The following is a 14529-nucleotide window of genomic DNA, read 5'->3' as shown; positions in this document are numbered from 1 at the left end:
AACAAAGTAATTTAAACTTTGTTATTTCTTTTTCTTTTGTGATGTAATAGAACATAGGATTATGGGAAGAATAGAAGATAGGGCATTTATATAGTAGATTACAAAGGAATAAGTTAGTGAGGTGAATGAAGGGGCAAGTTAATTATCAAACTATATAATAGGAAGAAACTCAATTCGAGAGAGAAAGACACAAGAATGGTAAAAGTTAAGATGGTTTTGGGTATAGACGAAATGCGTAAAAAATTAATAAAAGAAATAAAAACATTGTGCATTTTTTTCGATAAATATTAAGAAAAAGTTCTTGCAATTCTTGTAAAGCTACTGTATAATAACTATTGTTGTGACATTGATAGCGTAGAAGCGCGAGGTTGCTGTGCAAGACACAGGTTTTCCGTGGAGCGAATGTCAAGTTATAAAACTGGCGACAAGTCACTGTACAAATCAATAGCTCTGCAAACTGCAGAAGAGGGAGTGTGTGTAATTAGACAAGTTCTGATTACGAAGTAAGAAACTGCTCGTTTTACGAGATGAGTTATCTACGATACACACGGATACGTGTACAGTCACCGCTTGTCGTACTGATATTAAGTGCGAAAAGGAGGCGACTTTTTTTATGGCAAGTCAAGTAATGAGAATTACACTTAAGGCGTATGATCATCAATTAATTGATCAATCAGCTGGAAAAATTATTGAAACTGTAAAGAAAACAGGATCTAAGGTGAGTGGGCCTGTGCCACTACCAACTAAGAAAGAAGTAGTTACAATTCTTAGAGCTGTTCATAAGTACAAAGATTCCAGAGAACAATTTGAGCAAAGAACTCATAAGAGATTAATCGATATCATCACTCCAAGCCAAAAAACAGTTGATGCATTATCTAGATTAGAAATGCCAGCTGGTGTGTATATCGACATCAAAATGAAAACTAAATAGTTTTTGAAAGAAGTAAGTATTAAAAGCAAGTAATCCTTTAGGGTTTATATATAGAGACCAAGTGTCAGGGGTTCCTGGCCCAAGCACTCAAAAGTAAGCCATCTAGGATGATTACACGGAATTTGTGTAATCCGCTGTAGATTAAACAGGAGGTGCATTCGTAATGAAGAAGGCAATATTAGCTACTAAAGTCGGAATGACTCAAATCTTCAATGAAGATGGAGTATTAACTCCAGTAACTGTATTACAAGCTGGTCCTTGTGTAGTAACTCAAGTGAAAACAGTTGATAATGATGGATACAGTGCAGTACAAGTTGGTTTTGGCGACATTAGAGAAAAACTAGTTAACAAACCAAGAAAAGGACACTTTGCAAAAGCAGGTGTAGATAATAAGAGATTCTTAAAAGAATTCAGATTTGACAATGCTGAAGAATATTCTGTAGGACAAGAAATCAAAGCAGATATCTTCACAGCAGGAGATAAAATCGACGCAACTGCTAAGTCAAAAGGTAAAGGATTCCAAGGTGCTATTAAGAGACATGGTTTATCAAGAGGACCTATGGCACATGGTTCTAAATACCATAGACACGCTGGTTCAAATGGTGCTTGTTCAGATCCAAGTAAAGTATTCAAAGGCAAAAAGATGCCAGGACACATGGGTGCTGTTAAAGTAACAATCCAAAACTTAGAAGTTGTTAAAATAGATGCAGAAAATAACCTTATCTTAGTTAAAGGTGCAGTACCTGGACCTAAGAAATCTGTGGTTATGTTAAAGAATTCAGTAAAAGCAAACTAATTGCTTTAAGGAAGGAGGAACACACTAATGGCAAACGTATCTGTTTACAATATCGAAGGTAAAGAAGTTGGTACAATCGAACTTAACGATGCTGTCTTCGGAGTTGAAATAAATGAACATTTAGTTCACATGGCAGTTGTTCAACAACTTGCAAATAAACGTCAAGGAACTCAAAGTGCTAAAACACGTGCAGAAGTTCGCGGCGGTGGAAGAAAACCTTGGAAACAAAAAGGAACTGGTCATGCAAGACAAGGTTCTACAAGATCTCCACAATGGACTGGTGGTGGAGTTGTATTTGCTCCAAAACCACGTAACTATTCATTCAAGATGAATAAACAAGAAAAATTAGCAGCTATCCAATCTGCTTTGACATCAAGAGTAAATGCTTCTAAATTAGTAGTTCTTGATGAACTTAATTTCTCAGAAATTAAAACAAAACAAATGAAAGCTGTACTTGACAACTTAAAAGTAAGCAAAGCATTAGTTGTTTTAGGAGAAAAGAACGAAAATGTAGTATTATCAGCTAGAAATCTTCCAACTGTAAGAACTGCATTAACAAATACAATCAACGTATATGACATCTTAAAGTATGATACATTAGTATTAACTAAAGATGCAGTAGCAAAAATTGAGGAGGTGTACGCATAATGGCAAATTTAAAATATTATGATGTTATACTTAAACCAATCGTTACTGAAAAAAGTATGAACGCAATGAGCGAAAAGAAGTATACATTCTCTGTTCATACAGATGCAACTAAAGCTCAAATCAAAGAAGCAGTTGAAAAAATGTTCGAAGGAACAAAAGTTGCTAAAGTTAATACTATGAATCTTGATGGAAAGAATCGTAGACGTGGCAATGTTGTTGGTAAAACTGCAAAAACTAAAAAAGCTATCGTTCAATTAACAGAAGAAAGTGCTGATATTGAAATCTTCGAAGGACTATAAGATAAATCTTATATAAGACTTCGGTGGTAGTGCGGAAATAGATTAACAATATGGTTTTTTATAACCGATAAGAATAAAACAGACGAACTAGATTCGTTAACGCGCAGTGAAAGGAGTGCAAAAAATGGGAATTAAAAAGTTTAACCCATATACACCTTCCAGAAGACATATGACTAGCTCAGATTTCGCTGAAATCACTAAATCTACTCCTGAGAAATCATTAGTAGTATCTTTAAATAAAAATGCTGGTCGTAACAATCAAGGAAAGATTACAGTAAGACACCAAGGCGGTGGATCAAGAAGAAAATATAGAATCATCGATTTCAAAAGAAAGAAAGATGGTATCCCAGCAACTGTTTTAAGTATCGAATATGATCCAAACAGAACTGCTAATATCGCGCTTATCTGCTACGCAGATGGTGAAAAAGCTTATATCTTAGCTCCTAACGGTTTACAAGTTGGAACTAAGTTAATGAACGGAGCAGAAGCTGAAATTAAAGTTGGTAACTGTTTACCACTTCAAAACATTCCAGTAGGTACTCAAGTTCACAATATTGAATTATATCCAGGTAGAGGCGGACAATTCGTTCGTTCAGCTGGTAACTCAGCTCAATTAATGGCTAAAGAAGGAAAATATGCTACACTTAGATTACCTTCTGGTGAAATGAGAATGGTACCAATCATTTGTAGAGCTACAATTGGTCAAGTTGGTAACATTGATCATGAACTTATCAATATTGGTAAAGCTGGTCGTAAACGTCACATGGGTATCAGACCTACAGTTCGTGGTTCTGTAATGAACCCTAATGACCATCCACATGGTGGTGGTGAAGGTAAGACTGGTATCGGTCGTCCAGGCCCTGTTACACCTTGGGGTAAACCAGCTCTTGGCTTGAAGACAAGAAAGAAAAACAAACAATCTAACAAGATGATCGTAAGAAGAAGAGACGGTAAGAATATAAAGTAGTTATAAGGAGGTAGAACCTATGGGTCGTTCACTTAAAAAAGGACCATTTGCTGATGCAAGCTTACTTAAAAAAGTAGATGCTATGAATGCAGCTGGTGACAAAACAGTAATCAAAACTTGGTCACGTCGTTCTACAATCTTCCCACAATTCGTTGGACACACTATTGCTGTTCACGATGGAAGAAGACATGTGCCTGTATATGTAACTGAGGATATGGTTGGACACAAACTTGGTGAGTTCGTTGCTACAAGAACATATCGCGGACACGGAAAAGACGAAAAGAAATCAAGAAGATAGTTATAAATAAATAATCGTCAGTGGACGAAAAACTGACAGAATTGTTTCACTTTGAAAGGAGGTTTCATCCATGGCTAAAGGACATAGATCCCAGATTAAAAGAGAAAGAAATGCGAACAAAGATACTAGACCATCTGCAAAATTATCATACGCTAGAGTGTCAGTTCAAAAAGCTTGTTTCGTATTAGATGCCATCAGAGGTAAGGATGTACAAACAGCACTTGGTATATTAGCATACAATCCAAGATATGCTTCAAGTTTAATAGAAAAATTATTAAAATCAGCAATCGCTAATGCTGAAAATAATAACGGTATGAACGTTGAAAACCTTTATGTAGAAGAATGTTTCGCAAATAAAGGACCAACTATGAAGAGAATCAAACCAAGAGCACAGGGTAGAGCTTACAGAATCGAAAAGAGAATGAGCCATATCACTGTAATTCTTAATGAAAGATAGTTTGGTGCAAAACCAACTAATTGAATGAAAGGAGACTACAATGGGACAAAAAGTTAATCCTCATGGTTTAAGAGTCGGCGTTATCAGCGATTGGGATTCTAGATGGTATGCAGAATCAGATTTCGCAGACAATCTTGTTGAAGACTACAAAATCAGAAAATATCTTAAAAATAAATTATATTCAGCTGGTGTTTCAAAGATCGAAATTGAAAGAGCATCAGATAGATTAAAAGTTATCATTTTCACTGCTAAACCAGGTGTAGTTATTGGTAAAGGCGGATCTGAAATTGAAAAATTAAAAGTAGAAGTACAAAAATTCATTTCTGGCGATAAGAAATTAATGGTAGACATCAAAGAGGTTAAAAAACCTGATACTGATGCTCAATTAGTAGCTGAAAGCATTGCTGCTCAACTTGAAAACCGTATTTCTTTCAGAAGAGCTATGAAATCTACTATGGCTAGAACAATGAAAACTGGTGCTAAAGGTATCAAAACAGCAGTTTCTGGTCGTTTAGGTGGAGCAGATATGGCTCGTACAGAATTCTATAGTGATGGTACTATCCCTCTACAAACATTACGTGCGGACATTGATTATGGATTTGCAGAGGCAGATACAACTTATGGTAAACTAGGCGTTAAAGTTTGGATCTACCATGGTGAAGTACTTCCAACTAAGGCAACTAAGGAAGGGAGCGATAAATAATGTTAATGCCAAAAAGAGTAAAGCGTAGAAAACAATTCCGTGGATCTATGGCTGGTAAAGCCATGAGAGGTAACACTATTTCTCACGGTGAATACGGTATTGTAGCTTTGGAACCAGCTTGGATTAAGTCAAACCAAATCGAAGCAGCCCGTATTGCTATGACTCGTTATATCAAACGTGGTGGTAAAGTTTGGATTAAGATTTTCCCAGATAAACCAGTAACAACTAAACCAGCTGAAACTCGTATGGGTTCCGGTAAAGGAACACTAGAATACTGGGTAGCTGTTGTTAAACCAGGTCGTGTTATGTTTGAAATCTCTGGAGTAGCTGAAGAAGTAGCTAGAGAAGCATTACGTCTTGCAACACACAAGTTACCAGTTAAGTGCAAAGTAGTTTCTCGCGCAGACTTAGAAGGAGGTGCGGGCAGTGAAAACTAAGAATTACGTTCAAGATTTAAATACAAAGTCAGTAGCTGAATTATCAGAAGAATTAGTAGCTGCTAAAAAGGAACTTTTCAATTTAAGATTCCAAAACGCAACAAATCAATTAGATAATACAAGCAGAATTAAAGAAGTTAGAAAGAATATCGCAAGAATTCAAACTGTAATTTCAAAACAAGTAAAAGCTGCTGAATAATCCTAGAAAGGAGGAATTGTTGTGGAAAGAAACCTTAGAAAGACTCGTATAGGTAAAGTAGTTAGTGATAAAATGGATAAGACAATCACTGTTGCTGTAGTGGATCACGTTAAACACCCATTATACAACAAAATCATGAAAAGAACTTATAAGTTAAAAGCTCATGATGAAAACAACGATTGTAATATTGGAGATAGAGTTAAAGTAATGGAAACAAGACCTTTATCTAAGGATAAGAGATGGAGACTTGTAGAAATTATTGAAAGAGCAAAATAATTTCTGAAAGGAGTAGTAATAGCATGATACAACAAGAATCAAGACTTAAAGTTGCTGATAACACTGGTGCTAAAGAATTACTTTGTATCAGAGTATTAGGCGGATCTACAAGAAGATACGCGGCTATCGGAGATATCATCGTTGCTTCGGTTAAAGATGCAACACCAGGCGGAGTTGTAAAAAAAGGTGACGTTGTAAAAGCTGTAGTTGTTCGTACTGTAAAAGAAACTCGTCGTAAAGACGGATCATATATTAGATTTGATGAAAATGCTGCAGTAGTAATCAAAGATGACAAGAACCCAAGAGGAACTCGTATCTTTGGACCAGTAGCAAGAGAATTAAGAGAAAAACAATTCATGAAAATCGTTTCATTAGCACCAGAAGTGTTATAAGGAGGTGTCGGCTGTGTCAACAACAAAAATCAAAAAAGGTGATACTGTTAAAGTAATCGCTGGTAAAGATAAAGGCAAAGAAGGCAAAGTTGTTTCTGTGAAAAACGGAAAGGTATTAGTTGAAGGCGTAAACACTGTAACTAAACATGCTAAGCCAAGTCAATCTAATCCGAACGGTGGAATCTTACACCAAGAAGCACCTATTGATGCTTCAAACGTTATGTACGTAGTAAAAGGCAAAACTACTAGAATCGGTTTCAAGACTGTTGAAGGTAAAAATGGCCCTACAAAAGTACGTTTCGCTAAATCAACTGGCGAAGTTATCGACTAATTAAGAGAGGAGGTCTCATAAGTTGAGTAGATTAAAAGAAACTTATAAAAACGAAATCGTTGAAGGTATGATTAAAAAGTTCGGATATAAGAACGTTATGGAAGTACCTAAACTTGATAAAATAGTAATTAACATGGGCGTTGGTGAAGCAAAAGACAACGCGAAAGTATTAGATACAGCTGTTAAAGATCTTGAAATCATCGCTGGTCAAAAAGTTGTATTAACAAGAGCGAAAAACTCAGTAGCGAACTTCAAAATCAGAGAAGGTATGCCTATCGGATGTAAAGTAACTCTTAGAGGCGAAAGAATGTATGATTTCGCTGATCGTCTAATTAATTTAGCATTACCTCGTGTACGTGACTTTAGAGGTGTTAATCCTAATGCATTTGATGGTAGAGGAAATTATGCCCTTGGTATCAAAGAACAATTAATTTTCCCTGAAATTGAATATGATAAGGTTGATAAAGTTAGAGGTATGGATATCATATTTGTAACAACAGCTAAGACTGATGAGGAAGCTCGTTATTTATTAACATTATTCGGTATGCCATTCAAAAAATAGTTAGGAGGGAAAATTCATGGCTAAAACGTCAATGAAGGTAAAGCAACAACGTCCACAAAAATTCTCTACAAGAGAATACAACCGTTGTAGAATCTGTGGTCGTCCACATGCTTATTTAAGAAAATACGGAATCTGCAGAATTTGTTTCCGTGAATTAGCATATAAAGGACAAATTCCAGGTGTTAAAAAAGCAAGCTGGTAGAATTAAGGAAGGAGGCAAAATATAATGACAATGAATGATCCAATCGCAGATATGCTTACAAGAATTCGTAATGCGAATACTGCTAAACATGATACTGTAGATGTACCTGCTTCTAAAATGAAAGTAGCTATCGCTGAAATCCTTTTAAAAGAGGGTTACATCAAAAGTTTTGAAATTGAAGAAGTTGACGGATTTAACAATATCCATATCGCTTTAAAATATGGTAAAGATAAAAATGTTAAGATCATCACAGGTCTTAAGAGAATTTCTAAACCAGGTCTTCGTGTATACGCAAGCAAAGAAAACTTACCAAAAGTACTTGGTGGTTTAGGAACAGCTATCATCTCTACAAACAAAGGTGTTATCACTGATAAAGAAGCAAGAGCTCTTAACGTAGGTGGAGAAGTTTTAGCATTCGTTTGGTAGGAAACGGCTAAGATAGATAGGATACAGATATTTTATAATCGTATCGTCGGTGCATGAGAATCACAGATTCTCATGACCATCATTCCTATAATAAACAAATAATATTTGCTAGTGAAGTATTATAGCTTATATAGGGAAAAATAAAATAACTAACAACATGTACGCATTTGCTAGCAGATAACTGCAACAGATACAAAGCATGCGACGTAATATTATAGGAGGTGCAACATGTCACGTATAGGAAGAATGCCTATCGCTATCCCTGCAGGCGTTACTGTAACGGTAGCAGAAAATAACAAAGTGACTGTTAAAGGTCCAAAGGGAACTCTTGAAAGAGTTTTACCATCAGAAATGGACATTAAAGTTGAAGGCGAAGAAATTGTTGTAACAAGACCAAGTGACTTAAAGAAAATGAAATCTTTACATGGTCTTACTAGAACATTAATTTCAAACATGGTAGTTGGTGTAACAGCTGGCTATGAAAAAGTTCTTGAAGTCAACGGTGTTGGTTATAGAGCTGCAAAACAAGGAAAAACATTAACATTATCTTTAGGTTATTCTCATCCAGTAGTAATGGAAGATCCAGAAGGAATTGAAGTAACACTTGATGGACAAAACAAGATTATTGTTAGAGGTATAGATAAAGAAAAAGTTGGCCAATACGCTGCTAATATCAGAGAAAAGAGACAACCAGAACCTTACAAAGGTAAAGGTATTAAATATGCTGATGAAGTTATTAGACGTAAAGTTGGTAAGACTGGTAAAAAATAATTAAAGGAGTGTAAAAACAATGGTTAGTAAAGAATCAAGAAGTAAAGTTCGTGTTAAAAAACATAGAAAATTACGTAATCGTTTCTCTGGTACTGCTCAGAGACCACGTTTAGCTGTGTTTAGAAGTAATAATCATATGTACGCTCAAATTATTGATGATACAGTTGGTAATACTTTAGTGTCAGCTTCAACTTTACAAAAAGAAGTTAAGGCTGAACTTGACAAAACAAATGACGTAGCAGCAGCAGCATATTTAGGAACTGTTATTGCAAAGAGAGCATTAGAAAAAGGTATTACTACAGTTGTCTTTGATAGAGGCGGATTCATATATCAAGGTAAAGTAAAAGCTTTAGCAGACGCAGCAAGAGAAGCTGGTCTAGAATTCTAGGTAAGGAGGAGAATAGATGAAACGTACAATCATTGATGCTAGTCAATTGGAATTAGAAGATAAAGTAGTATCAATCAAACGTGTTACTAAAGTAGTAAAAGGTGGACGTAACTTTAGATTTACTGCATTAGTAGTTGTTGGTGACAAAAACGGACACGTTGGTGCTGGTTTAGGAAAAGCAACTGAAATTCCTGAAGCAATTCGTAAAGGAAAAGAAGATGCAATCAAAAAATTAATCTCATTACCTATGGACGAAAATGGAAGTATTCCACATGACTTCATTGGTAAATTCGGAAGCGCTTCTGTATTACTTAAGAAAGCTCCAGAAGGTACTGGTATTATTGCAGGAGGTCCAGCTCGTGCCGTTATCGAACTTGCAGGTCTTAAAAATATCCGTACAAAATCATTAGGATCAAATAATAAGCAAAACGTAGTGCTTGCTACAATCGAAGGATTAAATCAACTTAAAACTCCTGAAGAAGTAGCTAAACTTCGCGGTGTTTCAGTTGAAGAGCTACTAGGTTAGTAGGAGGTTAAAGACATGGCAGAAAAATTAAAAATTACTTTAGTAAAATCTACAATTGGTGCCATTCCAAAACACAGAGCAACTGTTGAAGCATTAGGACTTAAAAAAGTTAACAAAACTGTTGAAATGCCAGATAACGCTGCAGTTAGAGGAATGATCAATCAAGTTAGACATTTAGTAAAGGTTGAAGAAGTATAATTATTATTTAGTAAGGAGGTGCACACATGAATTTATCAGAATTAAGACCAGCTGACGGTGCTAAACACAGTGATAACTTTAGAAGAGGACGTGGACACGGTTCAGGTAACGGTAAAACAGCAGGTAAAGGTCACAAAGGACAAAAAGCTCGTTCAGGAGCTCCAAGACCAGGTTTTGAAGGTGGACAAATGCCTTTATACAGACGTTTACCTAAGAGAGGTTTCACTTGCAGAAATTCTAAAGAAATCGTTGGTATTAATATTGATACTCTTAACAGATTTGAAGACGGTGCTGTTGTTACAGTAGAAGCGTTAATTGAAGCTGGAATCGTTAAGAATCCAAGAGATGGCGTTAAGATTCTAGGAAATGGAGAACTTACTAAGAAGCTTGATGTTAAGGTTAACGCTTATAGCGCAAGCGCTGTTGAAAAAATTCAAGCTCTTGGTGGAAATGCTGAGGTGATTTAAGGATGTTGCAGACAATCCGAAATGCGTGGAAAATTAAAGATATAAGAAAAAAATTAATCTATACTTTTATAGCACTCGTTATTGTTCGAATCGGTTGTCAACTTCCTATCCCAGGGGTAAATGGAGCTGCAATATCACAGTTCTTTAGTGAGCAGACTAGTTTGGGGTTTTTTGATGCATTGACTGGTGGTTCTTTTACCACCATGTCAATCTTTGCATTAAATATTACACCATATATTACTTCATCAATCATTATGCAGCTTTTAACTATAGCAATACCAAAGTTGGAAGAAATGCAAAAAGACGGGGAAGATGGAAGAAAGAAGATTGCAGAGTATACACGTTATGTAACAGTAGCATTAGCTATTATTGAAAGTGTTGCTATGGCAATTGGATTTGGTAACTCAGGCTATTTAGAGAATGGACTTACATTTACTGGTGTACTTACAGTAGCGGTTTCATTAACAGCTGGTTCAGCTTTCCTAATGTGGTTAGGAGAAAGAATCACAGAAAAAGGAGTAGGAAATGGTATATCCATTATCTTATTAATTAATATCCTCTCAAGAATTCCAAATGATATAAGCACACTTTATAAAAAGTTTGTTGATGTAGATAGTTCAGGTAATGTAGTCAATTCAATACTTGCAGCAGCAATTATTTTAGCAGTTATTATTGGCATGGTTGTATTCATCATTTTCTTACAAAATGGTGAAAGAAGAATCCCTGTACAATATGCTAAAAAGGTTCAAGGAAGAAAGATGGTTGGTGGACAATCTTCTAGTATTCCTTTAAAAGTTAATACAGCTGGTGTAATACCAGTTATCTTTGCTGGTTCATTATTGCAATTCCCTATTATTATTGCTAGTTTATTTGGAACTAATCCAGCTTCTGGTGCAGGCGCAAGCTTAGGTCAGAAAATACTTAAAATTATGAATCAACAATCTTGGTGTAACTTCGAAAACTTCGGTGAGTTTAAGTATACATTAGGTTTAGTGATTTATATTGCATTATTGATTTTCTTTGCATATTTCTATACTTCAATTACTTTTAATCCAATTGAGATTTCAAATAATATGAAGAAACAAGGTGGATTTATTCCTGGTATTCGTCCAGGTAAACCAACCACAGATTACCTTACAAAAGTACTTAATAATATTATCTTCATCGGAGCAATTGGTTTAACAGTTGTTGCAGTTGTACCTATCTTCTGCTCTGGTGTATTTGGTGCTGATGTATCTTTTAGTGGAACATCATTAATCATTATTGTTGGTGTAGTTCTTGAAACTATAAAACAAATTGAATCACAGATGCTTGTTCGTCACTATAAAGGTTTTCTAAACGATTAATAAGAAGAGTAGTAAGCTGTAGTGATTCGTCCTGCAGCTTTTACTACTATACGAAACACAAAAGATTGATTAGAGAATAAGATGGTAATACTATTATGTATGGGAGGCAAATTATGAAAATTATTATGTTAGGTGCTCCAGGAGCGGGCAAAGGAACACAAGCAAAACAAATCGCTGATAAATATAAGATTCCACACATTTCAACAGGAGATATCTTCCGTGCAAATATCAAGAATGGTACAGATCTTGGTAACAAGGCAAAAACTTACATGGATCAAGGGCTATTAGTTCCAGATGAATTAGTTGTTGATCTAGTAGTTGACCGCGTAAAACAAGAAGACTGTGAAAACGGTTATGTACTTGATGGATTTCCAAGAACAATACCTCAAGCAGAAGCGCTTGATACAGCTTTAGAAGCAATCGGTGAAAAAATTGATTATGCAATTAATATAGAAGTACCAGATGAAAACATTGTTCGTAGAATGTCAGGTAGAAGAGCTTGTGTAGCTTGTGGTGCTACGTATCATTTAGTTCATATTCCACCAAAGGCAGAAGGTATCTGCGATAAATGTGGTAGTGAACTTATTTTACGTGATGATGATAAACCAGAGACAGTTGAAAAACGTCTTAAAGTATATCATGATCAAACACAACCACTTATTGATTATTATACAAAGAAGAATGTACTTGTAGAAGTTGATGGAACAATAGATATGTCTGATGTGTTTGCTGCTATTGTTAAGATTCTAGGTGAATAAGAATGTCTGTTACAATTAAGTCAAGTAGAGAAATTGAATTAATGAAAGAAGCAGGTAATATACTTGCAATCGTGCATGATGAATTGAAACATTTCGTAAAACCAGGAATTACAACTAAGGATATTGATAAAAAAGGGGAAGAAATTATTCGCAAGTTTGGTTGCATTCCTTCCTTCTTGAATTATAATGGATATCCTGCTTCAATTTGTGTATCAGTTAATGATGAAGTAGTTCATGGAATCCCATCAAAAGACCGATATATACAAGAAGGAGATATTGTAAGTTTAGATGCTGGAGTAATTTATAAAGGTTATCATTCAGATGCAGCAAGAACCTGGGCAGTTGGTAATATCAGTGAAGAAGCAAAGAAATTAATCGAAGTTACAAGAAAAAGTTTTTTTGAAGGAATTAAATTTGCTAAAGAAGGATATCATCTTAATGATATTTCAATTGCGATACAGGAATATGTAGAGTCTTTTGGATTTTCAGTTGTTAGGGACTTAGTGGGTCATGGAATAGGAACAGCTTTACATGAAGAACCAGAAATCCCAAACTTCCGACAGAAAAGAAGAGGGATTAAACTGCAGGCAGGTATGACGCTTGCAATAGAACCTATGGTAAACATTGGACATTATGATGTAGAATGGCTTGAAGATGATTGGACAGTTGTTACAGAGGATGGTTCTTTGTCAGCACATTATGAAAATACTGTTTTGATAACAGATGGCGAGCCAATCTTACTATCTGCAAAAAAGTAGGAGAGTGTAGATGTATCAGTTAGAGACATTCCAGTATGGTATGCTTGCATATTCTAAGGCTGGACATGACAAAGGTAAATTATATGTAATAATAAAAGCAGATCACGAATATGTATATTTGGTGGACGGTATTCTCAAAAAAATAGCGAATCCTAAGAAGAAAAAAATTAAGCACATTCAAATCATTAATGAAATTCCTGAGAGTATAGAATCATGTATAAACTCAGGTAAAAAAGTAACGGATGAGGATATTAAAAGATCCATTAAGATATTCTTAAAGCAATAGTATTCGTTAAGTAACCACGGGATAGGATATCCCCTTTGAAAGAATTTAGGAGGTTTTGAAATGTCAAAAGCAGATGTAGTTGAAATTGAAGGAACAGTTATTGAAAAATTACCAAATGCAATGTTCCAGGTTGAGTTAGAAAATGGACACAAAGTTTTAGCTCATATTAGTGGTAAATTAAGAATGAATTTCATTCGTATCTTACCAGGAGATAAGGTAACATTAGAATTATCACCTTATGATTTAACAAAAGGTAGAATTATCTGGCGTGATAAATAAGTCGGTAATGTAACAAGATATAAATTAAAATTTATATAAATAACGCTTGCTATTTACAAATTTAAGTGGTATAATGGGAGCTGACTTTTGTGAAAGGAGTGAATCTCGATGAAGGTAAGGTCATCAGTAAAACCAATTTGCGAAAAATGCAAAATTATTAAGAGAAAAGGAAGTATCAGAGTAATCTGTGAAAATCCTAGACACAAACAAAGACAAGGCTAATATCCAATAAAAAGCGGAAGGGCTTTTTATTGTTTCGTATATATATTTTCGATCATAAATAGTTCTTGCTTTTTGTGTTGCAATCTGCTAGATTACTAGCGCGTATGATAAATCATACGCTGAATATTTGTCATATGTTTAAGAACATGTCGACAATATTCCATTGTGATATTGTGGATAACAGGAATGTTATGCACTTTTTGCTGTGTTTAACAGTAAATAGGTGTACTTGTTATTTGTTATACTAAGGGCATTGCCCAAGATATCTACGATACAAGGATATCTTCGATATCTTTAGTATCTACGATACCATTAGTATAAGCAGACATAAGAAAAGTGCTTATGTTTGTCACAATTTAAAGCGGCTGATGTAATGAAACGCCTGGAAAGGTTGTTCGTTGCAAAAACAGAATATATGCTCTCGTATATTCTGTATATCTAGGGACTACTAGTCCCGATTACAAATTAAAATGATAATAAAAGAAACTAAGATTAGTTAAGAAGTTAAGTAGTATGCATTTCACCATATGTTAATCAAGTATTATCATATGATATTACAAACGGTCTTAACAATATAATTTAATTACAATTATGGAGGTGTAATAC

The 14529-nt window shown here is 35.0% G+C and carries 27 protein-coding genes; all 27 read left to right on the top strand.

Annotated features, from left to right (window positions below; all coding sequences use genetic code 11):
- Positions 1–613: 613 nt before the first annotated feature.
- Entirely contained in the window at positions 614–931 is a 318-nt protein-coding gene (rpsJ, locus tag ACW2QF_RS11140; RefSeq protein ID WP_294485318.1) for a 30S ribosomal protein S10, read from the top strand.
- 163 nt (positions 932–1094) lie between these two features.
- Positions 1095–1727, top strand: coding sequence for a 50S ribosomal protein L3 (gene rplC / locus ACW2QF_RS11135; protein WP_455716074.1), 633 nt, complete (start codon positions 1095–1097; stop codon positions 1725–1727).
- 27 nt (positions 1728–1754) lie between these two features.
- Positions 1755–2375 (top strand): 50S ribosomal protein L4, encoded by a 621-nt coding sequence (rplD, locus tag ACW2QF_RS11130; RefSeq protein WP_455716073.1) that lies wholly within the window; start codon positions 1755–1757, stop codon positions 2373–2375.
- The gene (gene rplW, locus ACW2QF_RS11125) at positions 2375–2674 is read left to right on the top strand and encodes a 50S ribosomal protein L23 (protein WP_455716072.1); all 300 of its coding nucleotides are present in this window, start codon (positions 2375–2377) and stop codon (positions 2672–2674) included. Before rplD ends, rplW begins: the two co-directional genes overlap by 1 nt.
- A gap of 124 nt (positions 2675–2798) precedes the next feature.
- On the top strand, positions 2799–3641 hold the full coding sequence (gene rplB / locus ACW2QF_RS11120) for a 50S ribosomal protein L2 (protein WP_455716071.1): 843 nt from the start codon (positions 2799–2801) through the stop codon (positions 3639–3641).
- Between the two features lie 19 nt (positions 3642–3660).
- Positions 3661–3939: a 30S ribosomal protein S19 gene (gene rpsS / locus ACW2QF_RS11115; RefSeq protein ID WP_455716070.1), complete on the top strand. Its 279-nt coding sequence runs from the start codon at positions 3661–3663 to the stop codon at positions 3937–3939.
- 70 nt (positions 3940–4009) lie between these two features.
- Complete coding sequence (rplV, locus tag ACW2QF_RS11110) at positions 4010–4396, top strand: 50S ribosomal protein L22 (protein ID WP_455716069.1); 387 nt, start codon at positions 4010–4012, stop codon at positions 4394–4396.
- Between the two features lie 40 nt (positions 4397–4436).
- The gene (gene rpsC, locus ACW2QF_RS11105) at positions 4437–5099 is read left to right on the top strand and encodes a 30S ribosomal protein S3 (RefSeq protein ID WP_455716068.1); all 663 of its coding nucleotides are present in this window, start codon (positions 4437–4439) and stop codon (positions 5097–5099) included.
- Entirely contained in the window at positions 5099–5536 is a 438-nt protein-coding gene (rplP, locus tag ACW2QF_RS11100; protein ID WP_073285473.1) for a 50S ribosomal protein L16, read from the top strand. The genes rpsC and rplP overlap by 1 nt, the downstream gene beginning before the upstream one ends.
- Positions 5526–5735 (top strand): 50S ribosomal protein L29, encoded by a 210-nt coding sequence (gene rpmC / locus ACW2QF_RS11095; protein ID WP_455716067.1) that lies wholly within the window; start codon positions 5526–5528, stop codon positions 5733–5735. Before rplP ends, rpmC begins: the two co-directional genes overlap by 11 nt.
- 21 nt (positions 5736–5756) lie before the next feature.
- Complete coding sequence (gene rpsQ, locus ACW2QF_RS11090; protein ID WP_455716066.1) at positions 5757–6011, top strand: 30S ribosomal protein S17; 255 nt, start codon at positions 5757–5759, stop codon at positions 6009–6011.
- 23 nt (positions 6012–6034) lie between these two features.
- Positions 6035–6403: a 50S ribosomal protein L14 gene (rplN, locus tag ACW2QF_RS11085; RefSeq protein WP_167955481.1), complete on the top strand. Its 369-nt coding sequence runs from the start codon at positions 6035–6037 to the stop codon at positions 6401–6403.
- Positions 6404–6416: 13 nt separating this feature from the next.
- On the top strand, positions 6417–6734 hold the full coding sequence (rplX, locus tag ACW2QF_RS11080) for a 50S ribosomal protein L24 (RefSeq protein WP_455716065.1): 318 nt from the start codon (positions 6417–6419) through the stop codon (positions 6732–6734).
- Positions 6735–6756: 22 nt separating this feature from the next.
- The gene (gene rplE, locus ACW2QF_RS11075) at positions 6757–7296 is read left to right on the top strand and encodes a 50S ribosomal protein L5 (RefSeq protein WP_455716064.1); all 540 of its coding nucleotides are present in this window, start codon (positions 6757–6759) and stop codon (positions 7294–7296) included.
- Positions 7297–7312: 16 nt separating this feature from the next.
- Positions 7313–7498 carry a type Z 30S ribosomal protein S14 gene (locus ACW2QF_RS11070; protein ID WP_073285450.1) on the top strand — a complete coding sequence of 62 codons (186 nt, stop codon included), beginning with the start codon at positions 7313–7315 and terminating at the stop codon, positions 7496–7498.
- Between the two features lie 24 nt (positions 7499–7522).
- Positions 7523–7924 (top strand): 30S ribosomal protein S8, encoded by a 402-nt coding sequence (gene rpsH, locus ACW2QF_RS11065; protein ID WP_455716063.1) that lies wholly within the window; start codon positions 7523–7525, stop codon positions 7922–7924.
- A gap of 228 nt (positions 7925–8152) precedes the next feature.
- The gene (gene rplF, locus ACW2QF_RS11060) at positions 8153–8695 is read left to right on the top strand and encodes a 50S ribosomal protein L6 (RefSeq protein ID WP_455716062.1); all 543 of its coding nucleotides are present in this window, start codon (positions 8153–8155) and stop codon (positions 8693–8695) included.
- 19 nt (positions 8696–8714) lie between these two features.
- The gene (rplR, locus tag ACW2QF_RS11055) at positions 8715–9083 is read left to right on the top strand and encodes a 50S ribosomal protein L18 (protein WP_455716061.1); all 369 of its coding nucleotides are present in this window, start codon (positions 8715–8717) and stop codon (positions 9081–9083) included.
- 16 nt (positions 9084–9099) lie between these two features.
- On the top strand, positions 9100–9609 hold the full coding sequence (gene rpsE, locus ACW2QF_RS11050; protein WP_455716060.1) for a 30S ribosomal protein S5: 510 nt from the start codon (positions 9100–9102) through the stop codon (positions 9607–9609).
- 15 nt (positions 9610–9624) lie between these two features.
- Positions 9625–9807 (top strand): 50S ribosomal protein L30, encoded by a 183-nt coding sequence (gene rpmD, locus ACW2QF_RS11045; protein WP_455716059.1) that lies wholly within the window; start codon positions 9625–9627, stop codon positions 9805–9807.
- A 26-nt stretch (positions 9808–9833) separates the two neighbouring features.
- Positions 9834–10274: a 50S ribosomal protein L15 gene (gene rplO, locus ACW2QF_RS11040; RefSeq protein ID WP_455716058.1), complete on the top strand. Its 441-nt coding sequence runs from the start codon at positions 9834–9836 to the stop codon at positions 10272–10274.
- Positions 10275–10276: 2 nt separating this feature from the next.
- Entirely contained in the window at positions 10277–11620 is a 1344-nt protein-coding gene (secY, locus tag ACW2QF_RS11035; RefSeq protein WP_455716057.1) for a preprotein translocase subunit SecY, read from the top strand.
- A 113-nt stretch (positions 11621–11733) separates the two neighbouring features.
- Positions 11734–12378: an adenylate kinase gene (locus tag ACW2QF_RS11030; RefSeq protein WP_455716056.1), complete on the top strand. Its 645-nt coding sequence runs from the start codon at positions 11734–11736 to the stop codon at positions 12376–12378.
- Between the two features lie 2 nt (positions 12379–12380).
- Positions 12381–13136: a type I methionyl aminopeptidase gene (map, locus tag ACW2QF_RS11025; RefSeq protein ID WP_455716055.1), complete on the top strand. Its 756-nt coding sequence runs from the start codon at positions 12381–12383 to the stop codon at positions 13134–13136.
- A 10-nt stretch (positions 13137–13146) separates the two neighbouring features.
- Positions 13147–13422, top strand: coding sequence for a KOW domain-containing RNA-binding protein (locus tag ACW2QF_RS11020; protein ID WP_455716054.1), 276 nt, complete (start codon positions 13147–13149; stop codon positions 13420–13422).
- Between the two features lie 60 nt (positions 13423–13482).
- Positions 13483–13701, top strand: coding sequence for a translation initiation factor IF-1 (infA, locus tag ACW2QF_RS11015; protein WP_092478236.1), 219 nt, complete (start codon positions 13483–13485; stop codon positions 13699–13701).
- Positions 13702–13809: 108 nt separating this feature from the next.
- Positions 13810–13923 (top strand): 50S ribosomal protein L36, encoded by a 114-nt coding sequence (gene rpmJ / locus ACW2QF_RS11010; RefSeq protein WP_073285411.1) that lies wholly within the window; start codon positions 13810–13812, stop codon positions 13921–13923.
- Positions 13924–14529 lie beyond the last annotated feature (606 nt).

The organism is Anaerosporobacter sp. (assembly GCF_965301125.1).
This window is presented reverse-complemented; position numbering and strand designations above follow the sequence as displayed.